Origin of the sequence: Azospirillum cavernae (assembly GCF_003590795.1) — a bacterium.
Taxonomy (GTDB): domain Bacteria; phylum Pseudomonadota; class Alphaproteobacteria; order Azospirillales; family Azospirillaceae; genus Azospirillum; species Azospirillum cavernae.
On sequence record NZ_QYUL01000001.1, the window covers coordinates 1,220,554 to 1,244,095 of the forward strand.

At 65.3% G+C, this 23,542-nt stretch carries 23 protein-coding genes and 1 riboswitch; of the genes, 5 read left to right on the forward strand and 18 right to left on the reverse strand.

The window, feature by feature from the left end; all coding sequences use genetic code 11:
- Positions 1-28: 28 nt before the first annotated feature.
- A complete protein-coding gene (locus D3877_RS05790; RefSeq protein WP_119829756.1) occupies positions 29-457 on the forward strand; it encodes a VOC family protein in 429 nt (142 codons plus the stop codon).
- A 140-nt stretch (positions 458-597) separates the two neighbouring features.
- On the opposite strand, the gene D3877_RS05795 is transcribed toward D3877_RS05790, so the two are convergent.
- Together D3877_RS05795 and D3877_RS05800 are read right to left on the reverse strand one after the other, a co-directional pair.
- The gene (locus D3877_RS05795) at positions 598-2,139 is read right to left on the reverse strand and encodes an ABC transporter ATP-binding protein (RefSeq protein ID WP_119829757.1); all 1,542 of its coding nucleotides are present in this window, start codon (positions 2,137-2,139) and stop codon (positions 598-600) included.
- A 13-nt stretch (positions 2,140-2,152) separates the two neighbouring features.
- The gene (locus tag D3877_RS05800; RefSeq protein WP_119829758.1) at positions 2,153-3,151 is read right to left on the reverse strand and encodes a BMP family lipoprotein; all 999 of its coding nucleotides are present in this window, start codon (positions 3,149-3,151) and stop codon (positions 2,153-2,155) included.
- 224 nt (positions 3,152-3,375) lie between these two features.
- Between D3877_RS05800 and D3877_RS05805 the strand changes: the two genes are divergently transcribed.
- A complete protein-coding gene (locus tag D3877_RS05805; RefSeq protein WP_238474744.1) occupies positions 3,376-4,002 on the forward strand; it encodes a LysE family translocator in 627 nt (208 codons plus the stop codon).
- A gap of 18 nt (positions 4,003-4,020) precedes the next feature.
- Here D3877_RS05805 and D3877_RS05810 read toward each other — a convergent pair whose 3' ends face one another.
- Positions 4,021-5,373: an exonuclease domain-containing protein gene (locus tag D3877_RS05810; protein ID WP_119829760.1), complete on the reverse strand. Its 1,353-nt coding sequence runs from the start codon at positions 5,371-5,373 to the stop codon at positions 4,021-4,023.
- Between the two features lie 365 nt (positions 5,374-5,738).
- Here D3877_RS05810 and D3877_RS05815 point away from each other — a divergent pair, with 365 nt between their 5' ends.
- Positions 5,739-6,188 carry a Tad domain-containing protein gene (locus D3877_RS05815; RefSeq protein WP_119829761.1) on the forward strand — a complete coding sequence of 150 codons (450 nt, stop codon included), beginning with the start codon at positions 5,739-5,741 and terminating at the stop codon, positions 6,186-6,188.
- A 117-nt stretch (positions 6,189-6,305) separates the two neighbouring features.
- Here D3877_RS05815 and D3877_RS05820 read toward each other — a convergent pair whose 3' ends face one another.
- The 6 genes from D3877_RS05820 to D3877_RS29735 all read right to left on the reverse strand — a co-directional run bounded on the left by D3877_RS05820 (position 6,306) and on the right by D3877_RS29735 (position 13,966).
- On the reverse strand, positions 6,306-7,340 hold the full coding sequence (locus tag D3877_RS05820) for an SH3 domain-containing protein (protein ID WP_119829762.1): 1,035 nt from the start codon (positions 7,338-7,340) through the stop codon (positions 6,306-6,308).
- Positions 7,337-7,573 carry a hypothetical protein gene (locus D3877_RS05825; RefSeq protein ID WP_119829763.1) on the reverse strand — a complete coding sequence of 79 codons (237 nt, stop codon included), beginning with the start codon at positions 7,571-7,573 and terminating at the stop codon, positions 7,337-7,339. The genes D3877_RS05820 and D3877_RS05825 overlap by 4 nt, the downstream gene beginning before the upstream one ends.
- Before the next feature lie 26 nt (positions 7,574-7,599).
- Positions 7,600-10,710 carry an efflux RND transporter permease subunit gene (locus D3877_RS05830; RefSeq protein ID WP_119829764.1) on the reverse strand — a complete coding sequence of 1,037 codons (3,111 nt, stop codon included), beginning with the start codon at positions 10,708-10,710 and terminating at the stop codon, positions 7,600-7,602.
- A 12-nt stretch (positions 10,711-10,722) separates the two neighbouring features.
- The gene (locus tag D3877_RS05835; protein WP_119829765.1) at positions 10,723-11,283 is read right to left on the reverse strand and encodes a hypothetical protein; all 561 of its coding nucleotides are present in this window, start codon (positions 11,281-11,283) and stop codon (positions 10,723-10,725) included.
- A 28-nt stretch (positions 11,284-11,311) separates the two neighbouring features.
- On the reverse strand, positions 11,312-13,039 hold the full coding sequence (locus D3877_RS05840; RefSeq protein WP_199720702.1) for an efflux RND transporter periplasmic adaptor subunit: 1,728 nt from the start codon (positions 13,037-13,039) through the stop codon (positions 11,312-11,314).
- A gap of 207 nt (positions 13,040-13,246) precedes the next feature.
- Complete coding sequence (locus tag D3877_RS29735; RefSeq protein WP_158599787.1) at positions 13,247-13,966, reverse strand: MlaA family lipoprotein; 720 nt, start codon at positions 13,964-13,966, stop codon at positions 13,247-13,249.
- A 189-nt stretch (positions 13,967-14,155) separates the two neighbouring features.
- On the opposite strand from D3877_RS29735, the gene D3877_RS29740 reads away from it, so the two are divergent.
- Both D3877_RS29740 and D3877_RS05850 read left to right on the forward strand, forming a co-directional pair.
- A complete protein-coding gene (locus D3877_RS29740) occupies positions 14,156-14,560 on the forward strand; it encodes a DUF6524 family protein (RefSeq protein ID WP_158599788.1) in 405 nt (134 codons plus the stop codon).
- 61 nt (positions 14,561-14,621) lie between these two features.
- Positions 14,622-15,026 (forward strand): DUF6524 family protein, encoded by a 405-nt coding sequence (locus tag D3877_RS05850; protein ID WP_119829767.1) that lies wholly within the window; start codon positions 14,622-14,624, stop codon positions 15,024-15,026.
- Between the two features lie 38 nt (positions 15,027-15,064).
- Here the strand turns inward: D3877_RS05850 and D3877_RS05855 are convergent, their stop codons facing one another.
- The 9 genes from D3877_RS05855 to metZ all read right to left on the reverse strand — a co-directional run bounded on the left by D3877_RS05855 (position 15,065) and on the right by metZ (position 23,371).
- Positions 15,065-16,111 carry a tetratricopeptide repeat protein gene (locus D3877_RS05855; protein ID WP_158599789.1) on the reverse strand — a complete coding sequence of 349 codons (1,047 nt, stop codon included), beginning with the start codon at positions 16,109-16,111 and terminating at the stop codon, positions 15,065-15,067.
- 191 nt (positions 16,112-16,302) lie between these two features.
- On the reverse strand, positions 16,303-16,974 hold the full coding sequence (locus D3877_RS05860) for a hypothetical protein (protein ID WP_119829769.1): 672 nt from the start codon (positions 16,972-16,974) through the stop codon (positions 16,303-16,305).
- A gap of 79 nt (positions 16,975-17,053) precedes the next feature.
- Positions 17,054-17,482: a hypothetical protein gene (locus D3877_RS05865; protein ID WP_119829770.1), complete on the reverse strand. Its 429-nt coding sequence runs from the start codon at positions 17,480-17,482 to the stop codon at positions 17,054-17,056.
- A 200-nt stretch (positions 17,483-17,682) separates the two neighbouring features.
- Positions 17,683-18,048: a hypothetical protein gene (locus tag D3877_RS05870; RefSeq protein WP_119829771.1), complete on the reverse strand. Its 366-nt coding sequence runs from the start codon at positions 18,046-18,048 to the stop codon at positions 17,683-17,685.
- Positions 18,049-18,095: 47 nt separating this feature from the next.
- Entirely contained in the window at positions 18,096-19,274 is a 1,179-nt protein-coding gene (locus D3877_RS05875) for a type II secretion system F family protein (protein WP_119829772.1), read from the reverse strand.
- 31 nt (positions 19,275-19,305) lie between these two features.
- Entirely contained in the window at positions 19,306-20,841 is a 1,536-nt protein-coding gene (locus tag D3877_RS05880; protein ID WP_119829773.1) for a hypothetical protein, read from the reverse strand.
- Positions 20,838-21,380 (reverse strand): hypothetical protein, encoded by a 543-nt coding sequence (locus D3877_RS05885; protein WP_238474745.1) that lies wholly within the window; start codon positions 21,378-21,380, stop codon positions 20,838-20,840. Before D3877_RS05885 ends, D3877_RS05880 begins: the two co-directional genes overlap by 4 nt.
- Positions 21,381-21,573: 193 nt before the next feature.
- Positions 21,574-22,089: a phasin family protein gene (locus D3877_RS05890; protein WP_119829775.1), complete on the reverse strand. Its 516-nt coding sequence runs from the start codon at positions 22,087-22,089 to the stop codon at positions 21,574-21,576.
- Positions 22,090-22,162: 73 nt separating this feature from the next.
- Positions 22,163-23,371, reverse strand: coding sequence for an O-succinylhomoserine sulfhydrylase (gene metZ, locus D3877_RS05895; protein WP_119829776.1), 1,209 nt, complete (start codon positions 23,369-23,371; stop codon positions 22,163-22,165).
- An 80-nt stretch (positions 23,372-23,451) separates the two neighbouring features.
- Positions 23,452-23,531: riboswitch (SAM riboswitch) on the reverse strand.
- Between the last annotated feature and the right edge of the window lie 11 nt (positions 23,532-23,542).

The window sequence follows — 23,542 nt, forward strand, 5'->3', positions numbered from 1 at the left end:
ATTCACCAGCCAGAGCGAGACCCCACCCATGAGCAACGTGACGCCCTTTCACATCGCGTTCCCGGTCGATGATCTGGCCGTCGCCCGCCAGTTCTACGGCACCGTTCTGGGTTGCCCGGAAGGGCGCAGCAGCGATCAATGGATCGACTTCAACCTGTACGGCCACCAGATCGTCGCCCATCTGAAGCCGCGCGACGACAACGCGCCGGGCGCGCACCACAACCCGGTGGACGGCCACGATGTGCCGGTGCCGCATTTCGGCGTCGTCCTGTCCCCGGCGGATTGGGACGCGCTGGCCGAACGGCTGCGCGCGGCGGGCGTCACATTCGTCATCGAACCCTACACCCGCTTCAAGGGTCAGGTCGGCGAGCAATCGACGATGTTCTTCCTGGACCCGGCGGGCAACGCCCTGGAGTTCAAGGCCTTCGCCGATCTGGGGCAGTTGTTCGCGAAGTGATTTTGGAAGGGGCGCGCGTTGCCCCCTCCCCAACCCTCCCCCGCTGACGCGGGAGAGGGAGCTTGATTGAAGCGCCTATCAGTCCCCTCTCCCGCGCCCGCGCGGGGGAGGGTTAGGGAGGGGGCCAGGGCGTCCGCCCCCTACCCGCAACCCGCCATCATCATGCCCAACCGCGTCTCGTCCGCTTGGTCGGGCGCGACCTCGCCCACCAGATTTCCGTCGAACATCACCAGGATGCGGTCCGACAGCGCGCGGATTTCGTCCAGTTCGACCGACACCAGCAAAATCGCCTTGCCCTGGTCGCGCAGGGCGACGAGCCGCCGGTGGATGAACTCGATGGCGCCGATGTCCACGCCGCGCGTCGGTTGGCCGACCAGCAGCAGATCGGGGTTCCGCTCGATCTCGCGGGCCAGGACGATCTTTTGCTGGTTGCCGCCGGAGAAGTTGGCGGCGTTCAAAGCGCCGTTGCGCGGGCGGGTGTCGTAGGCCTCCATCTGCGCCGCGCAGTTGGCGGTGACGGCGGAACGGTCCAACAGAACCCGACCGTTCCAGGCCGGATCGTCATGGAAACCGAGGATTGAGCATTCCTCCGCCGAAAAGCTGGTGACAAGCCCGACCTTCTGGCGGTCCTCCGGGATGTGGCCGACGCCCAGACGGCGCAGGGCGTGGGCGTTGAAGCGGTCGGAACGCCCGGCCAACTCCTCCCCCCGCAGCCGCACCGACCCGGCCAGGATCGGGCGCATGCCCGCCAGCGCCTCCAGCAACTCCGACTGGCCGTTGCCCGAAACGCCAGCGATGCCGACGATTTCGCCCGCCCGCACGGTCAGCCCGACGCCCTTGACCCGCTCGACGCCCGACGGATCGCGGACCCGCAAGCCCTCAACGCGCAGAACTTCGGCGCCGGGCCGCGCCGGGGTCTTGTCCACCCGCAGCAGAACCTTGCGCCCGACCATCAGCTCGGCCAGTTGCTCCCGGCTGGTGTCGCGGGTGGCGACGTTGGCGACCACCTGCCCGCGCCGCATCACCGTGACATGGTCGGTCAGGGCCATGATCTCGCGCAGCTTGTGCGTGATGATGATGACCGTCTTGCCCTGCTGGCGCAGCGCTCGCAGGATGGTGAACAGGTGATCGACCTCCTGCGGGGTCAAGACGCCGGTGGGTTCGTCAAGAATCAGGATCTCGGCGCCGCGATAGAGCGCCTTGAGGATCTCGACGCGCTGCTGCGCCCCGACCGGCAGATCGCCGACCGGGCAATCAAGATCGACCTCCAGCCCGTAATCCTTGGCCAGCCGAGTCAGCTCAACCCGCGCCCGCTCCAGCCCGGCGGACAGGGTGACGCCCCCCTCCGCCCCCAGCAGGACGTTTTCCAGCACGCTGAACGGGTCCACCAGCATGAAGTGCTGATGGACCATGCCGATGCCGACGCCCAGCGCGTCGCGCGGGCTGCGGATGGCGACGGATCGTCCGTTCACCCGGATGTCGCCGCCATCGGCGCGGAGATAGCCGTAGACGATGCTCATGATCGTCGACTTGCCAGCCCCGTTCTCGCCGATCACGCCGTGGATGCTGCCCTTGGGAACCGACAGCGACACGTCGCGGTTGGCGTGATTGGCGCCGAACCACTTGTTGACCGCGACCGTCTCCAGCGCGGGCGGCGGCGCCGCCTTATGGGAATCCGACATGGAGCGCCGCGCCTCAGGGCTGGTACGGCTTCACCGCCAGCGTGCCGCCGATGATCTGCGCCTTGGCCTCCTCCAGCTTCTTTTCGATGTCGGCGGAAATCAGCGGGCGGTTGCTGGCGTCGAGCGCGTAGCCGACCCCATCCTCCTTCAGGCCAACCACGCGGTGGCCGGGCTTCCACGAGCCATCCTTGGCCGTCTTCATGCAGTCATAAACGACGACGTCCACCCGCTTGACCATCGAGGTCAGCACCTTGCCGGGGTGGACGTGGTTCTGGTTGCTGTCCACGCCGATGCCGAGCTTGCCCGAATCCGCCGCCGCCTGAAGCACGCCAAGGCCGGTGGCCCCCGCCGCCGCGAACACCACGTCGGCCCCGCGCCCGAACTGGCTCTTGGCCAGCTCCGCGCCGCGAGTCGGATCGTTCCAGGCCGCCGGGGTGGTGCCGGTCATGTTGGTGAACACCTCGTCCGACGCGGCGACATGCTTCACGCCCTGCTCGTAGCCGGTCAGGAAGTTGCGAATCAGCGGAATGTCCATGCCGCCGATGAAGCCGACCTTGCCGCTTTTGGAGACGAGCGCCGCCGCCATGCCGACCAGGAAGGAACCCTCATGCTCCTTGAACGTCACCGACTGGACGTTCGGGGCGTCGAGCTTGTCGTCGATCAGGCAGAATTTCGTGTTGGGCGATTCCTTGGCGACCTTTTCCACGGCGGCGGTCTGCGAGAAGCCGACGGCGACGATCACCGACGCGCCACGGCGCACCAGCGTGCGCATCGCCTGCTCGCGCTGGCCTTCGTTGGTGATCTCGAACTCGCGGTAGGCGGTCCCGGTTTCTTTCTTGAACCGTTCGGCCCCATTGTAGGCGGCCTCGTTGAACGACTTGTCGAACTTGCCGCCCTGATCGAAGACCACCGCCGGAGCGAAATCATCGGCCTGGACCGGCAGCGCCGTCAACGCCGCCGACGCGCCCAAAGCCGAACCGGCCAGCAGCGCCGCAAGAACACGAGTCGTCATGGTTCATTCACTCCGGGATGTCGAAACCTGACCGAAAGGATAACCGCCCCATCAATTCGCACAACAAAGAAACGCGCGGTCATTCCTGTTGAATCGGGACCGCCCCCGGTTGACGGATGAGGCCGGGGCGTTTATGACCGCGCCGAAGGCCGACGCGTCCAATCGTCGCCGCGACGCAAATCTTGGAATGGGGGCGACGCTCGGTGCAAGGCTTGTGGGTGCTGATGCAAGGGATCGTCCTTGGGTTCGCCATCGCCGCGCCCGTCGGGCCGATTGGTCTTCTGTGCATCCGCCGCACGCTTCAGCACGGGCCGCTGATGGGGTTTTTCACCGGGTTTGGCGCGGCCATCGCCGACACCTTTTACGGCGCCATCGCCGCCTTTGGCGTGTCCAACGCGCTCAGCTTTCTGCGCGGGCATGAAATCGCCTTCCAACTGGTCGGCGGCGTTTTTCTGCTGATCGTCGCCGTCCGCACCTTCCACCAGAAGCCCGACGCCGAAGAGCGCGAGGCCGCCGCCGCCCCGGACAGCAAGACCTGGATCGGCGGCTTCATGACCGGCCTGTCGCTGACTCTGACCAACCCGGCCACCATCATGGCCTTCATCGCCATTTTCGCCGGTTTCGGCCTGGGCGGCACGCTGGATCACGTGGAGGCGTCCACCCTGGTGCTGGGCGTGTTCCTGGGATCGTCGCTGTGGTGGTTCACCCTGTCCACCGGGGTGGCGGCGGTGCGGCACCGCATTTCCGACCGGGGCTTGGTGATGCTCAACCATTGCACCGGCGTGGCCCTGGCCGCCTTCGGCCTGTGGGCCTTGGGCATGGCCGCGACGGGCATCGCCGCGAACGTTTGAGCGACGCGTTCCGGCCGCTCACGCGTCCGGCGCTTTCTCCCCTCCCGCAATCAGCTCCCGCGCCTGTCGGTGGGTCAGGACGCCGCGCTCGTCCAGACGGGTCAGCAGCGCGGCGGCCAGCTCGGCCTGAACGCGAACCTGGGCAAAGGGGTCAACGGCCATCGACGCGGCGGGCGGAGCGCCCTTGATCCCGAACCGCGCCGCCATCTGGTCGAGCGACGCGCCCGCCAACGACGGTTCCAGCCCAACCGCCAAGGCCGCCAGATCCAGCGTCGGCGCGGTCACGGGCGGCAAACCCGCTTGGGCGCAGGCCCGCGACAAAGCCGCCAAGGCCGTATCGACGCCAACGCCGACCACCACGCAATGGTGCAACGCTTCCGCAACCGCTGGCCAGACGGCGGCGAAGGGCCGCTCGCCCGCCACCCGCTCCGTGTCGATCCCATGGCGACGGGTGGCTTCTGAGGTGATTGGTTCCACCGGATCGACCAGCAGCGACAGCGACACCGTGCGGAAGACACGAGCGCCAACCAACCGCATCGTGCCAACCGCCACCACCGCGCCGTCCCCCGGTTCGGGACCGGCGGTCGCCACCCACAGGACGACAAAGGGCAAGGCCGCCAGCGGATCATCGTCGCCCAACGGCATCGGATGGCCCGCCGACCGGAAGGTCAGCGTCCGCTTTCCACTGATTCCCGCCGGAACGCCGTGACCACGGAGGGGAAACGCCAAGGCCATACCGGCGTTCAGGCCCAAATCGGCGACTCGTGCCGACAATTCCACGCCATCCAGGCGACGCAGCACCGCCGTGACCGCCTCCCCCGCCCCCCGCGCCCGTTCGATGGCGCGGGTCAGGTCGGCGCGAGTCAGGAACTGGCCGATGTCGCCGCCCGGTTCCGCGCCGCCCGGTTCCGCACCACCGTCAAGCAACCGGGCGGCGGCGGCGTTCAGACGCTCGATGCGCCCGCCCTCGTCCAGCAGCACAAGCGGTTCCTCGGCCAACGCCAAAACCGCCGACAGGCTTTTGTCCGAACGCCCCGGCACGGCCCGATCCGCGCGCGTCCCCGCCCCGCTGACCAGATGGGCCAGACGCCCCACCTCGTCATGCCGCCCGGCAAGCCAAACCTCGTCACTGGACCGCAGCCGCCCGGACGACAAGGCGTCGCGCAGCCGACCCAAATCGCGAAAATGCCGGGACATCTTTGAAAACGTCACCCACAGCGCCAGAAGCCCCAACCCCGCCGCCGTCATGTCCAGCGCATAGGCCGCCCGATCGTCGCCGACCTGCGAAACCCGTTCGACCGCCAGAACGGTCAGCACCGCTGTGGCGACCGCCAGCCCCAGCATCGCAACCCGCCACGCACCGCCCAGCATCGGGCCGTCTCCCCCGCTCCCGTGATCCCGCCCAACCTTAGCCGGGGAAACCGGCGAAGGCACAGCGCAAAGGTCAAATCCCGCATGAACCTGCTTGGACGACCAATCAACCCAGCATGCAGCGGCAAGGGGGAACAAAGACGAACGCGACCCATCCGCCACGATCCGGCGCCCGCCGTCCTCGCCTTGGTTCCATAGGCTGAAAGAGCTATGGGTAAAGCCTAAAATACGACACAATTGGCTGCGAAGCCTGGACCGTCATTTTGTCAAATTTCCGTGTTCCCGCGCTCGAAATCCCATGTTAAGAACATGACACATCACGCGATCATTCCACTCTTCACCCCTGATTCATTTGGGAGGTCGGCATGACCTTGGTCTATCGTCCCCTGCCCTATGGTGGGCACGAGGGTCGGCGGACGGGGCGGCGCGTCGCACTGATTTTGTTTCTGGCGCTGATCGCGCCGATCATTGTCGGGGTTGGCTGCACGGTCGACACACTGCGCGGTTACGCCGTGCAGGCGCGCTTGTCGCAGGCGGTCGACGCGGCGGCGCTGGCCGGTGGGCGCGTCATGTTCGACACCCAACGCGATGGCCACATCCGCAGCTTCTTCGACAAGGCCTTTCCAAACGGCTTTCTGGGCGCGCAGGCGGCGCCCCTGACCATCGCCGACGACGTGGACGCCGGCACCTTGACCGTCAGCGGCAGCGCCTCACTCAACGCCTTGTTTCTTCGGATGTTCGGCAACGGCAACGTGAAAGTTGAGGCGCGCTCCATCGTGCGCCGAACCAGCCTGCACGCCCGCAAGGCTTTGTAAGGCGCCAAAATTCAGAGCGTGCCGGAAGCGAAGGGGACGCGTGCCTTACGGCGCTCGCGCCCCTGTCCAAACTGTCGGCATATCTGCCGCAGAGCCAAACCCGAAAACCCGCCCCACTCACCCCATGATGGTTGAGCGGGCGGGCGGGGGTGAGTCGGGAAGGCGCAGGGGCGAAACCGGCGCCACCGACGTCCCAGTCGCCGCAGGGGCGGCGGGCGGTTGCCACCACCAGCCATTGCTCAGCCACGACCAGGCGGCGGTCGGCCCCGACATCAGCCATTCCATCCAGCCAACAGGCGGACGCATGTCGCTGATTGTCTTGTCGGTCCATTCCTTGACCGGCTTCAGCCATTCCTCGGCCTCGTCCAGACGTTTGGCGAGGCTTTTCAAATCGGCCTTTTGCTCGGCGATTTGCGCTGAAATCTGGTCCTGAAGCCCCATCAGGCGATCCAGGAAACCGCCGGGCTTGTCGCCCTCGCTCGCCGCGCCGCGCAACCCAGTCACATCATTACGCAGCGCGGCGATGGCGCTTTCCAACGCTTGCTGGCGCTCCTCCAGCCCCTTCACCGCCGGGCCAGCGCCGATCTGCTTGCGGATGTCGGCCAGCGCCGAATCCATGCTGTTCAGCCGCTCGTTCAACGCCGCCGCGACCGGATCCGGTTGCGGGGCGACGGCGGGCGCTGGTGGCGGCGTCGGAGCGGCCTCCGGCACGGGAGGAGGCACGGGCGCCATCGGAGCGACCTCCGCGACAGGCGTGGGAGCCGCTGGGGCGGATGGCGCCGGAACCGCTGGCGGATCCACCGGGCGCAACAGGTCAGCGAAGACATAACCGCGCCGACCGTCCTCGCGAGTCACCGCGTACCAGGGCGAATCGACCACCTTGCCGGTGACGACAACCTTGGCGCCGGAATCGATCTGGCCAATCCGCGCGCCCTGTTGGCTCGGCTGCTGGCGCAGATTGATCCGCCCGACCGCGACGTAATCGCCCGTCAACGGCTCCAGCCGGACGGCTTCAGCCGCCGCCGGGGCCGGAGCGGCGGGACGCGTGGTTTGCGCGGCAGCCTGGTTGCAGACGGCGACGCCCAACAGGCCAACCGTTAGGGCGATGACCGCGACGCTGCTGGCGCGGGACAATGACGACGGTCGGCTCATCGGGCGTCCGGTTCCTCGCTGACAAAATTTTCTTCGCGCATCAGCTTGTCGATCTCGGCCTCTTCCTTCTTCAACTGACGGTCAAGCTCGCCATTGACCGGGCGGCTGCTCCACAAGGCGTCAGCGTAGAAGGTGTCGTACCAGTTCTGAAGCGTGTTCATGCCAACGTCAATCACCACTGTGCCCAGCAATGACGCGGCGACCACCGCCGTGGTGAGAGAAAACGGCCCCATGATGCGTAAGCTCCCTCCCGGTTGGGTCAGTAGGTTTGTACGGCGAGATCGCCGGTCTGGTTGAGCAGCCGTTCCAGCGCCGGATGACCGAAGCGATGGAAGAGCACCGGCGTCGTCAGCGTGTCCAGCATGGTCGAGCTGATAAGACCGCCGAAGATGACCAGAGCCACCGGATGGAGAATTTCGCCACCCGGCGCGTCCGACACGATCAACAGCGGGATCAGCGCCAAACCCGCCGACAGCGCCGTCATCATAACCGGCATCAGCCGTTCGTCACAGCCCCGCACCACCAACTCGCGCCCGACAGGCACCTCGTCGTGCAGAGCAAGGTTGATGAAATGGCTGATCTTCAGCACGCCGTTGCGCACCGCGATGCCCGCCACGGCGATGAAGCCGATCATGGCGGCAAGGCTCAGATCTTCACCAAACAGCCACAGGGCGGCGACGCTGCCGATCAAGGCCAACGGGATGTTGCCCATGATGATGATGGTCAACACCGCCGACCGATAACGCTGGTAGAGCACCAGGAACACCATCGCGGCGGAGAGCGCCGCCAGAGCGGCCATCACGCCACGGCTGTCTTCCTCCTGGCGGAAGTTGCCCTCCAGATTGGTGCTGTAGCCCTGGGGCAGCGGCGTCGCGGCGATGGCGGCGCGCATCTTGGCGACGATGGCCGACAGATCGGACCCATCCGTGTTGGCCGTCACCGCGATGCGGCGCATGCCGTTTTCGCGCATGATCTGGTTGGGACCGTCGGTGTTGACCACGGCGGCGATGGAGGACAGCGGCACATAACCCGCCGGTGTTTCCATGCGCAATTGCGCCAGCGCCTCCATCGAACGGTCGGCGTCCGACAGCTTCATCAGCACGTCGAACCGCTTGCCGTCGTCGATCACCTGCGACACCACCCGCCCGTTCGACAGGCTTTCCAACGCCTGCGTCATCGCCGCCGGCGTCACGCCGAACAGCTTGGCGCGGGCGTAATCCATGGTGATGCGAATCTGCGGCACCCGGACCTGCTGTTCGACCAGCAGATCGAGCAGGCCCGGAACCTCCGAGAAACGTTGCTGGAAGTTTTCCGCCAGCACCCGCAGCGTGCCGAGATCGTCGCCGTAAATCTTCAGCACGATGGCGCCGCGCACGCCGTTCTGCGCCACCTGCATGCGCGAGGTCAGGAACTGCGTCACCGTCAGATCGACCGGCAGGATGGACAGGCGATGGCGCAAATCCTCGATCACCTCGGCCCGGCTGCGCTTGCCCAGCGCGATGCGGATCGGGAATTCGCTGGCGCTGACCGGATCGGCGTCCTCGTCATTTTCGTTGCGGCCGGTGCGGCGCGACACGCTGATGACTTCGGGCACCTGAAGGATCAACTGCTCGGCCATCTGGCCGATCCGCACGGAATCCGTCAGCGAAATGCCCGGCTTGTTGAGCACCTGAACATACAGCGTCCCTTCGTTGAAGGGCGGCAGGAAGGAGCGCGGCAGGAAGGGCAGCGTCAGCGCCGCCAGCGTCACCAGCCCGACGGCGGCCAGCAGCAGGCTTTTCTGATGATCCAGCGCCCAATTGAGCGCGCGAAGGTTGGCGGCCTTCATCATCATGACCGGCTTGCTGTGATAGGACGCGCCCAACTCCTTCATCCCCGGCAGGAAGTAGGAGCACAAGACCGGCGTCAGCGTCATCGACACCACAAGACTGGCGAAGATCGAGACGATGTAGGCCAAGCCCAGCGGCCCGAACAACCGCCCCTGCTCGCCCGGCATGAAGAACAGCGGCATGAAGACGAGAAGAATAATCATCGTCGCGTAGACGATGCCCGACCGCACTTCGCCCGAGGCGTCGGCGATCACCGTCAACACCGGGCGCGGCAGGCGCCGCTCGCGATTTTCGGTCAGGCGACGCAGGATGTTTTCGACATTCACCACCGAATCATCGACCAACTGGCCAATGCCGATGGCGATGCCGCCCAGCGTCATCGTGTTGATCGTCGCGCCCATCAGATGGAAGGTGATGATCGTCACCAACAGCGAAATCGGGATCGACAGCATCGCGATCAGCGTCGTCTGCACGTTCATCAGGAAGGCCAGCAGCACGATGACCACGATGATGATCGCGTCGCGCAGCACATGCTTGACCGTGTCGATGGAGTCGCTGATGAGTTCGGCTTGACTGTAAGAGATGTGTTCGGCGTGAACCCCGCGCGGCAGGCTGGGAGCCAACCCTTTCATCATCTCCTCGACCGCCGCCGCCGTGTTGACGGTGTTGGCGTTGGGATGCTTCAGGACCGACAGCAGAACCGCCGGACGCCCGTTGAAGCTGCCGTCGCCGCGCTTGACCTTCGACGCGAAGCCGACCTCGCCAAGTTGGCTCAAGACGACCGGCTTGTCCTCGCGGTAGGTCACGACGAGGTTGCGGATGTCTTCCAGGCTGCGGCTGCGGCTGACGTTGCGGATGATGAATTCGGAATTGTGCAGGTCGTTGAAGCCGCCGCTGCTGTTGGCGCCAAAGGCGCTCAGCGCTTGTTCAACCTTGGCGATGCTGATGTCGAGCGTGCGCAGACGGCCCAGATCCGGGGTGAAGCGGAACTGACGCACGTCGCCGCCGACCGTGTAGACCTGCGACACGCCTTCCACCGCCATCAGGCGCGGGCGGATGGTCCAATCGGCCAGCTCGCGCAGCGCCATCATGTCCGGGCCGTCGGTGGTCAGCGCGATCTGCAAGATGAGGCCCGCCACCGACGACATCGGCGCCAATTGCGGCGTCACCGAATCCGGCATGCGGTCGCGCACCATGCCGATGCGTTCGGTCACGATCTGGCGGTTGCGATAGGGATCGGTGCCCCACTGGAATTCCGCGTAGATCAGCGAGAAGCCGGGGCTGGACACGCTGCGCACCCGCGACACGCCGGGCATGCCGTTCAGCACGGTTTCCAGCGGGAAGGTGACGAGCTGTTCAACCTCTTCCGGGGCCAGACCACCAGCCTCCGTCACCACGGTGACGACCGGCTGGTGCAGCTCCGGCAACAGGGCGATCGGCATGTCGCGACCGATCATCACCCCCCAAATGGTCAGAAGGAGGGTCAGGATCAGAACCGGGATGCGCTGATGCAGGCAGATCCCAACGAGCGCTTGAAACATTCTTTTGTCCCGTCAGGCGGTTCCGGCGCCGGCCAAAGGCGGCAAATGGCGGCGGCGGCTGCGCCACGCCAGGAAGCCCAGCCCGGCGAAGGCGGCCAGACCAAGGCTGTACCACATGGGGCGCAGGCGACGTTCGACGGTCTGGGGCGGCGCGCTCGGCGCGACCACCAAATCGGCGACCATCTGGCCGTTGGCCAGCGTGGTGTTGACCGACACGGTCAGCGCGGTGTGGCCGACCACCGGCTCGAACGGCCCGGCCCGGTAGACGCCCGGCGCCGTTTCCTTCAGAATCAGTTCGGCTTTCGACGTCTTGATCCGCACGCTTCCGCCCGGAACCGGAGCGTTGTCGCTCAGCCGATCAAGAAACGCGTAGATGTTGTTGTTCGCGGCGATGACGACGATCCCAACCGGGCCGACCGCCGCCGCCACGCGCGGCGACTCCCGGTCTTCGTTGGGTTCGGCGAAGGCGCTGGTCGCAAACACGCCGACGCTCAAAACCATCATCACGGCAGCCAGCCCAAGCGCGCGCGGCGCGAAGAAGGCGCTGCCTGAAACGGTACGGATGCAAGCCATGGCGTTCGTCCTCCCTGGTTCTTGGGCGTTATTGCAACTGAATCAACAGCCGCGTTCCTTGCGTGACGATCTGCGCGCCCGGCGTCAGCCCGGCGGTTATCAGCACGCTGCGACCGTCGATCGGTTCGGTTTTGACCGTGCGCGGCACGAAGACCTCTGGGGCCACATGCTCCCACACCTGATCCAACCCGCTGGAGCCGGTGACGACCGCGTCGCGCGGCACCGCGATGCCGCTGCGCGAGGTTTGCTTGCTGCGGATGGCGACCGTCACCGGGCGCCCGACCCGCAAGCCGGGGATCGGCTTGTCGATGCGGAACATCAGCGGCACCGCCTGCTGCTGCAAGGCAAGCCCGCTGCCGACGAAACCGATGTCGAGCGTCTGGCCTTCCGGCGTCATCGCCACGGCGGCGTCCACGGCGGCGGCGGTCTTGGCGACGTCGGGATCGGCGGCGATGGCCTCGACCCACAAGCGGTTCGGGTTGACGATCTCGAAAATCTTCTCGCCCGGATGAACGATCCGGCCATTGATCGCGTTGGAGACCGAAATCACGCCATCGGTGGACGCGCGCAGAACCTCTTGCGTCTGGAGCATCGGCAGCAGGGACGAGCGCTCGCGCCGCAAACCTTCCAGCCGCATTTCAGACTGGATGATTTTGCCGTCGCGGAACGGGACGAACCAGAACTGCTTCATCAGTTCCAGGCTTTCCGCCGTGATGCGGATTTCATTGGTCAGCCGAGCCACCTCGCGCCGCACCTGGGTGCGGTCAACCACGCCGACCGACGGCGTGACGTAACCAAGCACCTGCCCTTCCTTGACCGTGTCGCCCAACACCGGCAAGCCGGTTTTCGGCGCCTCGATCCGGCCGATCAGGCTGGTTTCGACGTCGCCATGGGCGTTGGGATCGGGAATGATCCGGCCCGGAAGCTGAACCGACAGCGCGGTCTTCGCCGTTTCGACCTTTTGCGTGCGCATGTCGAACAGGCGCTGCAACGGCTTGGGCACAAAGAACGACCCGTCGGAGCGGCGGCGCGCCTTGTCGAACACGAAATCGGTGAACAGCTTGGGATCCAGCGGCTCGTTCGCCGTTTCCACCCCGGCGACGGTCGGCGTCGGCTTGAGCACCGGCGTCGTCGATTCCGCCACCGCAGGCGCGGCGACTGCAGGTTCAGCGACCGCAGGCTCAGCGACTGGGGCGACCGGCGGCGCGTCCGTTGCTGGAGCCGCCACGCTCACAGGGGCCGACGGCGCGGCAGGGGCAGCCTCGGTCGTCTTGGCTGGCGCCGCACTCGCTGGCGCAGGCGCAGGCGGGGCGCCCGGCGCCCGGCCATCGGTGATCTGATCGTTCAGGCCGTTGAGTTCCGGTTCGCCGGTGCGGAAGCTGTTGAGCGGGGTGCCGTTGGCGCCGAAGACGTAGGCGACTTCCCAGGCGAATTGCCCAACCATCTGGCTGGCCGATTGCATCGAGGCGCCAACCGCCTTGAAGGGCGTCGCCAGCATGCCGCCCACGCTCATCAACGCCGAAGCGCCCGACGAGGCGATCCCGACGCCGCCATCGACGACGCGGGTGGCGGCCTTTTGCGCGGTGTCCATCACGCCCGGTTCCGGCGGAGGCGGCACGGTGCGGCCACCGGACATGACGGTGAGGTCCGCGTCGTCCGCCGCCGACCGCGACCACCAGGAGGCGCCCGCCGACTGGCCAAAGGTCAGAGCCGTCAAAGCCACGGAGCCAAACAAGACCGCACGATTAAGCCGCATCACGCGGAACCTCCCCCTGACGTCCGCCACAACGGCGCAGCAATCATCGATTGCATTATTTTTCCTGGAGAACACACCTCTTCAGGACTTCATCATGCCCCAATTTTGCACCGCAAGAAAGGCTATTGTCACTGCATGAAAACCCTGAAACCAAGATGTTGCAAATGGTTACAAGCCTGAGACAACAGTCAGACGAAGATGTGGATGTTATTGTTGATCGCCACCATAAGGGGCGCCAGCGGTTGACGCGCCTGCGCATTGGGCGTCGCGAATCCGGGTGTACAAACCACGCTCGAGCGCATAGGCGTCAACCTGCGGTTCACGGACAAAGCTCTCGATGAAGCCATCCTCCAGGTAACGCACCATGCCGTCGCTGGTCCGATAGGTCATATACCCTTGCAACCCCAGAGCGGAATAGGTTCCCACCATCGTCGCCGTCCGACCCAGCAAATCCCGCCCGTTGGTCGGCCCCAGAAACGGCAGAACCATATAAGGACCAGACCCAACCCCCCATTGGCACAACACAAGCCCCAAATCATCCTGCTGGCTCTTCAGGGCGTACTGCGTGGCGGCCACATCGTACCAGCCGCCGACGCCCGCCGTGGTGTTGATGAGAAAACGCCCAAGCGAGGCGCCCGCGTTGGGGAAGTCCGCGCGCAGGCTGCTGCTGACAGCGGTCCAGGGTTCGCGCAAATTGGCGAAGACGTTGGAGATTCCGGCCCGCGTGCTGTTCGACAAACGGCTTCCATAGGCTTGGCGCAGCGGCTCCAAGGCGCTGGAATTGACGCTGTTGTTGAAGGCGAACATCGCCCGGTTGTAGGATTCCCACGGATCAAAAGCCGTCAGATCAAGCGCCTGGGCCGAACGCCCGGCGGTCAGAGACGCCAGCAGCGAAAGCGAGAGCGCCAACACACGGATGCTCTTCATAACTGTGGTTCCTCTGTTCAATCCGAAATCGACGGCGCCAAGACTTTGGCCCGCGCCGTCACTGTACCGAGAACCCAGGACCGGCGAAAGCGGGTCGCGCCCCAAACACGCAGGCTTCATTGGACGCGCGGACCACCGCAGGGGTATCATGGGCCGCTCATCCATCACCACAGCGCTTGAATCCCGGCCATGCTGTCGATCCTCGGATATTCCGTTCGCCTTTTGATTGCGATGCTGGTCATCTTCGGCAGCTTCAACCCGTCCGGCTATTCCTATTATCACTGGTTGCAACTTGATTCGGGCGACTGGGCGGTCAAGCTGTTTGCCGGACTGACGCTGACCGTGGTCCTGTATCTTCAGCTCAACGCGATGTGGCGGTCGATGCGTCTGGTCGGCACATCCATGCTGACGACGATCAATCTGGCCGGGATCTGGTTGGCGTCCGATCTTGGTCTGGTCGATCTGCACGACCGCACCCAACTGACGCTGACCATCCAGGTCGCCCTGACCGTCCTTCTTGGCACCGGATTTTGCTGGTCGCACATCCGCTACCGACTGAGCGGTCAGATGGATTCGGAGAACATCGCGCGATGATCCGCCATCCATCGCCCTCCCCTCTCCATAAACGCCACGCCCGCGCGGGAGCCACGTCGGCATGAAGTTTCCCGGCCTTTTCTCGCGCATCTTGAGCTGCTTTTTTTTGGTGTTCGCCACCTGGAACCCGCTTGGCTATTCCTACCTGGACTGGCTGTTCACCAGCGATGGGTCCTACGCCTCGGCCAAGTTTTTTGTCGGGGCGATTCTGGTCGGCGCCTACATCGTCTATCTGCGGGTGACGTGGCTGGCCTTGCAGGTTTTTCGCAGCGCGATCATGGCCACGCTGGCGATCTCCGGTTATTTCGCCCTGCGGCATGTCGGGTTGCTCGACGCAAACGCGCCCTTTTGGTCGAGCTATTTCCTGCTGTTTCTGGTTTCCACGCTGCTCAGCATCGGCATTTGCTGGGCGCATGTGAAACGGCGCCTGACCGGCCAGTCCCAGGTGCTCAGCCCGCCGCCGTAACGGGCTTGAGCCTCATGGACGCACAGCAAGGATAAAGTTCAGCGCACCGGAGCGGACAGCGCCACCTTCAGGTTTTCACGGAATTCGGCGCGTTCCGGAGCGCGGTCGATCGCCTTCTGGAACATCTCGCGCGCCTCGACAATCTTGTTCTGGTCGCGCAGGAACTTGCCCCAGGCGTTGTAGAGATCGGCGTAATTGGAGTCCGCCTGTTCAGCCCGTTGGAACATCGTCAACGCCTCTTCCGGGCGGCCGGTGGCGGCCAGCGACACCCCCCACTGGGTGTAAGCGTGCGGGTAGCGCGAGCGCTTTTCCGCGTCGATGGTCAACACCTCTTTGTATTTGGCGATGGCGTCCTCATGCTTGCCTTTCGCGGCCATCGCCACGCCGATGTTGTAAACCGGCAGAACAAAATCCGGGCGCATCGTCCGCGCCTCGTTGAACTTCATGATCGCGTCGTCCGGCTTGCCCTGTTGCAAAAACACCAGACCTTGCAGATTGACCGCCCAATAACGCTCGTCCTTGGGCATGACGATCATGCAATTGCGCAACTCACGCAGCGTGTTGCTGTAGTCCTTGCTGCCGGAATCGCGCGTCGTTTCATAATAATAGGACGCCACGATGTAGGGATCGATGAAACGAACCAGATCAATCGCCACCGGACGAATCAACTCCTCCGGACGGGCGCCCCGCGCCGAGATGCTGATTGTGCGGCCAGCTTTGCGATCCTCGCCGCGCACGGCGAACTCATAGTCCTTTTCCAGCTTCACCATCTCGCCGCTGAAGATAAAGGTGACGAGGCCCATGACCTCCTGCGTCGCCTTGATCGGCTTGAGGAACTCGAACTGGTCGGCCACGACCTTGACCGCCGTTTCATCGTCGGTCAGTCCAACCTTTTGTTGCTCTTTGGCGGTGCGGGCGGCGCGGCTGATTCCCCGCACCTCGCTGGCCAAACGCGAGGCCATCACATGCGGGGTAAAGCCGTCTTCCGCCACAACATCGGGAACAGTGATGTCACGGAACAAAACAGAGCTTGAGTCAAAAAAAACCGAATAGCCAAGCAGCGCCGAAAGGGCGAGCGCCGGCACCGTCAAAATCCCAAAATCCATCGCGGTTCCCCCAACCCATCAGCCGTTTCGCGCGGGCATGGGCGGAGCGCGGGCAGGCCTGTCGCGCGCTCGCTCAACCCCCGCATCCTATTGAAAAAACAATACGGTCTTACCAGCCAACTGTCGATACGCCTGCGCCCGGACCAACCCCAGCTTGACCAATCACCCGATCACGAGCTTTTGACGCTCGTGTTGATCCCGTGCTGGATGTTGCCAGCCACACGCACGGGTTTCGGCCGACGCCGGAACAGCCCGAACACATGGTAGCGGTACTCTTGCAACAAGAGCAGAGCAACCGCGATGGACCAGAAATTCAGACGGTTCAGCAGCCAGAGGGCCGAAAGGACCACATGGATCAGCAAACCGGCGGCCAGCAGCGCCATCAAGACGTCCAGCAGAAACGACAACAGCATCGGCCCGCGCACGCCGGACGCCAGCGTCACGCCGACATCGACCGCGAACAGCGTGGCGACCACCATGACGACAACGCCGAAGTTCAAATGGGGATCGTCGTTCAGCAGAACCGCGACCAGATCATGCGGCGCGTCGCCCAACCGCTGCATCAACAACTCCGCGAATTCGGTCAAGGACAGATCCCAGGGACCGCCCGCATCGAAAATGGCCTCAAAGGTGAAGCTTCCCGGCTCCCAAGAGGCGGCGACCATGCAGGCGCCCAGGGCCAAACCGCTGTAGGTGGCCAGCGCCGGACGCCAGGAGCCATAGGGATGATGCAGATGCGCCGCGTCGCTGACCCGATACCAAAGGGCAAAGGGCAGCGCCAGCAGGAGCGGGATCTCCAGCGCGATCAAAAAGCTGGAATGCAAAAAATTCAGGATGTCCATGCGCCCCGGCCCCCGTGTTTCCTGGGCATTGCGACATCAAGGCCGAAACGCCGCCCCGTCCAACGGGGCGGCGACCTCATCAAACCTCGACGTTCTTGTACCAGCGCTTGGAACGCAGAAGACCGGCGCGGCGGGGTTCCCAACCATTGTCGATCATGATCGACTTGATTTGGCGCTTGGCCTCATGCTCGCCAATGGCGTCGTTGGAGAAGTCGCGCAGAATGGCGGAGGTCTGCAAGAACTGGTCCTTGCTGATCTTGCCCTTCTTGCCGGCGTGACGTTCCAGAACCTGACGAATGCGGTGGTTGGTTTCGCTTTCGAACACGAACTCCTCGTCCGCCGCCACCGTGCGCAGCAGACCGCGCGCGTCATCCAGCGACAGCTCGAAGCGAGTCACGCCCTCTTCGAGGATCCGACGCTCCGTCTCCCGGCTGATGAAGGCGCTGGTCAGGCCGTTGAGCTTCACAAGATCGGCAAAACGCTTGCGAGCGTCGTCGTTGGCGGACATGGAGCTTCCTTATCGAAACGGAACAGGATTCAGTGCGGGACGACATGATTTGGAATCCCAAACCATTGGATTCAGACCTGCTACAGCCTTGACCAGCCCCGACGCGGCTCATTTAGGGTCGGCACACATTGCGATGTCAAGGTAGGAGACGCCCGGAACTTGTTAAAATCGATGTCATAATTCGCGGCAATTCACAGTCTTCACCTCGGACGGGCCAAGTCCACAACCATGGCGACGCCTCCGTCGGCGGCGCATCGCTCGCCCATGCAAAAATACGCCATCGACCAGCCCGGACAGGCCCCCAACAGGGATGACGCGTCGCTCAATCGGCCTCGCGGATCATCGATGGTTGGGACAATCAACCGCACCCCGGCGTCGTTGCGGGCCACCTGCCCCAGCCCACGCAGCCGTTCGACACAGGCCAATTCGGCGCGTTGCCGCTCCTCTTCCCCCGACTCGGCCAGACGGGCGGCGCGGACATACAGGCCAACGCCCATGCCCGCGAACACCGCGCCAAGCACAGTCAACAGGATGGTCAGGAAGCGGGCGGTTTTGGTGTCAAACATGAGATTGGGGCGTCAAACCTGAAATCAGAACATTGTCGCAACACGGGTCACAGCGCCTGCCGGGCCAACTGGTCAGCCATTTGCAGCATCGGCAAGATGGTCAAGCCGAACAGCACCATGCCGGACAGGCCAAGAAACACAATGCCGACGCCGCGCATCGCTGGCTGGGCCAGCCCGACGTTCAACAGGTACAGGTCGCGCTGCTGAAGCGCCAGCGCTTGCAGCGTGCGCGCCACCTCGGCCCGGCTGTCCGCCGCCGCCAGCGACGCCCGATCAGTCGGGTGGATCGAGCGCAGGGCGTCGGTCCAGGGTCGTCCGACGACGACCGCCCTTGCCGCTTGCCGCAACTCGCCGCCCAAGGCGCCGCTCCCCGCCGACTCGGCGGTCAGCGTCAGCGCCTTGTCCATGCCCACCCCGGACCCGATCAGCAGGGCCAGCTTGTGAAAGGTGACATACTGCTCCAGCCCCATCGCGATGTGGCGGTAGACCGGCAGCAGCCGGAACAGACGATCCACCGCCACCGGGGCGATCCGCCGCCCGACAATGTTCAAAAAGGCGACGCTGGCCAAGCCGCCGAGAAACAGCAAAACCACCAACGTGCTGAGATTGGACGACAACACGATCCATTCGACGTCCACCTTCGTGCGGGCGTCGCGAAACAAATCGGTGCCCAACAGCCAAGGGGTCAGGACATGGGTGGTCAAAATCATCGTCACCGCCCCCAGCAGGGCGTGGGCCACCGCCACCCACAAACCGCTGCGGAACTCGCGCGTCGGCTTCAGCAAATCGGCCTCGAACCCGGCGGCGTTGCGCAGCGCCTCCGACGTGCCGACGCCATGGCCGCCCGCCCGCACCAGGGCGATCACGGTGAGGGGGAAATCGGCGGGTTGCCGCTCCATCGCCGTCGGCAGATCGTCGCCAATCTCCACCGCGTCGGCCATCCGCTCCGCCACCCGCCGGATGCGCCCGTCGAAGGAGGCGGCGAGACGGCGCAGCCCCTCGGCCAGACCGACGCGGGAATCAAGCATCGACGCCAGCCGGATGAACAGGATGTGCCGTTCGTTGTGGCTCAAGGTGCGCCCAAGGCTCCAGGCCGGGCGGCGGCGCACGGCCAACACCCGCCCGCGCCCGCTGACCTGCGCCCGCGCCGCGTCGGCGTCGCTGGCGTCCACCAGCAGCGTGCGCGCCTTTCCGGCGGCGATCAGGCGGACCTCAAAGCGCGGCATGCGGGGCCTCTCCCTCTCGGTTCCGGCGGAATCAGCCGCCCTGCTCGACAAAGACGGTGACGGTCGGACGGACGACGACGAACAGCGCCTCTTTCGTGATCGTCTGCGCCCGGTGGCCGATCACCGAGGTGGCCCCGCCCGGCGCGAGGCTGGCCGAAGACTCCTCCTCGGGCCGAGCCGCCACCGGGTCGGCGTTGTCGTAGCTGGCGTTGTCCACCTGAAGCCCGCCCAGCACCACCGTGTTTCCGGCCAACACGCGCACGATGTCGTTCAACGCCTGTTCCTGCGTTTGCGGCTGGGTGATGGTGCCGACCTGGTTGCCCGCCGACAATTGGACGAAGCGCACCAGACTGTTGACCAGAATGTTCAGGTCCGCCGTGACGATGCGGGTGTCGGCGTCGTAGAAGGGCGTCAGCTTGATGGTCAGGCCGGTCTTGACCGTGGTGGTCTGCGCCGACCCCAGCAGGGCGCTGGAACCGCTGCTGGAGCTTCCGCCCAGCGTGTTGACGCCAACGCCGCTGACATAGGGGATTTCCTGGCCGCTGCGCAGCGTCACCTGCGCGCCCGACAAGGTGTGGACCTCGACATTCTGTTTGGTGTCGGCGGTGCCGAATTTCGACAGATAATCGATGGCCCCCGCCACGGTGAACGCCCCGCTCACCCCCAACAGCTTCCCCGTGGGCGAGGTCGCCCAAGACAACGGCCCGCCCGCCGTGACGGTGGAGGTGTTGCCGCTGGTCGTCGTGCTGGTGGTGGAGGTGCTGGTGGTGGAGGTCGTCGTCCCGTCGGTGGATGAGCTGCTGTTGAAGCCAAGCGCCAGCTTGCTCCAGTCGAACCCGGTGGCGGAGCTGTCGTTCAGCGTCAGCGACACCACCGCCATTTGCACCTTGACCATCGCCATGTTGCGGTGGATGCGGTCGATGTAGGGGCGGACCACCTCGGCGTAGAGGCTGGGCGGAGCGGAAAACAGGATCTGTCCGCCGCGCAGCGAGGGCGTCAGGTCCGACACCCCCATGCTTTTCAAATCCTCGGTGATCGAGCGGATGACGTCGGGAATCTGCGGCACCGTGAAGGCGTAGCGGTCGCGGTCGGTCAGAAACAGCGTGCCGTCCTGCCACCAGGACACGATGCCCATGCCGCCCTGCAACACGCTGGTCAGTTCCGCCACCGTCCCAGAAAAGGCGCGGAAGGGCAGCGCCCGGCGCAGCATGTCGGCGTCGCTCGCCTGCTCAAACCGGGTGGCGACGCGGACGCCGCTGTAGCTGAGCATCGACACCAGCCGGTCCAGCGTGTTTTCCCCCGACGGGTAGCTGACGGAAATCATCCGCTGCGCCATGACGGCGGGCAGCCGTTCGCGCACCGAATGGACCACCAGCATGCCCCGGTTGACCGGCACCACCGACACGGCGGGCGCGCCGTCGCTTTCCAACCGCTCGGTCTGGGCGCGCAGTATCTCGGTGCGCGGCGGCAGAGCGCCGACGGACGGCAGCGTGCAGGCGGCCAAAGACCAAGCCGCCAGAGCCGCGCCGGTCAGCCGGAAAACGCCGCGAGGAGAAAGGCGCATCATCGTCCGCAAGCTCCGGCCCCGCCCGACGACGGGGGAAAGGCGCGCGGATCGACCAGAAAGGGCGACCCGGCGCGGTCCTGAAAGAAGGCCTGCCCGTCCAGGCAACCGATGAACACGGCCCCCGGCGGCACCGGCTCCGGTCCGGACGACGCCAGACCAACGGACCCGCCGCCGGGCGGCGGCGGCGGCGAGGCAGAAGGGCCGCCCATAAAACTCGGCAAGGCCGGAAGCCCCGGCAGACCGGGCGGCAGGCTGGTGTTGGTCGAGGTCGATGGCGGGGCGGCGGGCGGCGGCGGGCGGCGGGCTACGGCGTCCTGCAACGGTTTGGGCGCGCCGGAAATGTCGCGCCCGCTCAGCGCGTCCACCACGGTCTTGACCAGCCGTTCTTCAGCGGCGGCCACGGCGCGATCAATGCGCTTTTGCAGCCGCGCTTCCATGTCGTCGCCGCGTTCGGTCGGCGGAAGAAAGGGGTTGGCTTCAATGGCCAGAACGGGTTGCGACCCCATCACGGCGGCGGCGACCGCCAGCGCGCGCGACATCCGCCACAGCCTTGCCCTGTCTGTTGCGTTCATCCCCGCCCGACCATGCCCGTGACCGTTCCACCCCACCATCAGCTATACGCCGTCCGGCGTTTCCGGCGCAACCGGCGCGGTGGAGACAGGAACACCCGCCCCCGCCCGCGCTTGACGCGAAGGAGGGTTCGGGTGGCGGCAAGAGCGATCGTTCCGCCGCTTACGCCTGTTCAGCGGCCAGACGGCGGGCGTTCGCGCGGACTTTGCGGTAGGCGGGCTTCACGCTGGCGGCGGTGATCGAGGCCGCCGCTTCGGCGAAGCGCAGGCTGGCGTTGACGCTGGCGTCCACCACCTGGGCGAAGGCTTTGCGCTGGATCTCCGCGAGATCCGTCGGCGACTGGCAACGGGCCAGACCACTGAACACCAGCGCCGCCGCTTGGCTCTGTTTGGTCAGCATGGTCATCCAGGCCGCGCCGAATTCGCCCAACCCATGGGCGACCGCCTGGAAGGCCTCGACCGACGCCTCGACCTTTTCCGATCCCATGCGGAGGAATTCGGGGTTGGCGAAACCCGTGGGCGTCCCCATCGCCGCCGCCATCATCGCCGTGCGGTAGCCAATGGTCTGCGCGGCGGCAATTCCCATCTCGCCACTGCGCATCCCGGTCTTCGCGAACGTGTCGGCCACGGCGCTCAGACGCTCCGCAGGATGTCCGTCGCCGCGCATGTTGTCAGCCATTAGGTTCGCCTCGTTTGTGTGCATCACCCAGAGTATCATGCTGCACTGCAACATGATACTCTGTTACGAAGCATTACGCTTCGGCGAGCGCGCGGTCCAGGTCTTCGATGATGTCCTGGGGATCCTCCAACCCAACCGACAGGCGCAACAGGCCGGGTTGGATCTTGGCCGCGACCTTTTCCTCGTCCGTCAGCTTGGAATGGGTGGTGGTCGCCGGGTGGGTGATGAGGCTCTTGGAATCGCCAAGATTGTTGGAAATCATCACCATGCGCAGGCCGTTCAGCGTGTTGAACGCCTCGGTCTTGCCGCCCTTCAGGAAGACCGACAGCATGTTGCCGCCGCCGGTCATCTGCTGGCGCACCAGATCATGCTGGGGATGGCTGGCGAGCAGCGGGTAGAGCACCCGCTCCACCTTCGCGTGGCTTTCCAGGAATTGCGCGACCTGGAAGGCCGCCGCCGACTGGGCGTGCACCCGCAGTTCCAGCGTCTCCATGCCCTTCAGCAGCAGCCAGGAATTGAAGGGCGCCAGCGTCGGGCCGATGTTGCGCAGGAAGGGGTGAATGACCTCGGTGGCGTATTTCACATCCTTGGCCAGGATGACGCCGCCCAGACAACGGCCCTGCCCGTCGATGTGCTTGGTCGCCGAATAGATGATGATGTCGGCGCCGAATTCGAACGGGCGTTGCAGGACCGGCGTGGCGAAGGCGTTGTCGACGACGACGAAGGCGCCCGCCTTGTGGGCCAGATCGCAAACCGCGCGCAGATCGACGACCTCCAGCCCCGGATTGGACGGGGTTTCCAGGAAGACCGCCTTGGTCGGCTTGGACAGCGCCTCTTCCCACGCCGTCAGGTCGGTGCCATCGACGAACTCAACCTCGATGCCGTAGCGCGGGCAGAGTTCCTTGACGATCCAATAGCAGGAGATGAACAGCGCGCGCGGCGCGACCACCCGGTCGCCCGACCGCAGGCCGCTCATCAACGCGCCATGCACCGCCGCCATGCCGCTGGCCGTGGCGTAGGCCCAGGCCGCGCCCTCATACTCGGCCAGACGGTCTTCAAACATCGCGTTGGTCGGGTTGCGGAAGCGCGAATAGACGTGGCGCGTCCCGTCGTTGGCGAAGGCGTTCTCCGCCTCCTCCGCCGAGCCGTAGACGAAGCCGGAGGTCTGGTACAGCGCCTCGCAGGTCTCGTCAAAGGACGAGCGGCGGATGCCGCCATGGACCAGCTTGGACCGGGGCCGCAGGCCCGTGACGTTCGGAGTGCGATGATCGGTGCGGGACATAAGCCGCGTCTCCCCTCGATGCTGCCGGTGGGGCGAGGCCGGCCACAAACGAAAAACGCCCCGACCGATCGGGTCGAGGCGCGGACGCGGCTCGGACCTTTTTAGCGGATTGTTTTACGTGGCCCGCAAGCCGGTCGACCAAATCACCACGTTGAATCCGCTTGTACGACC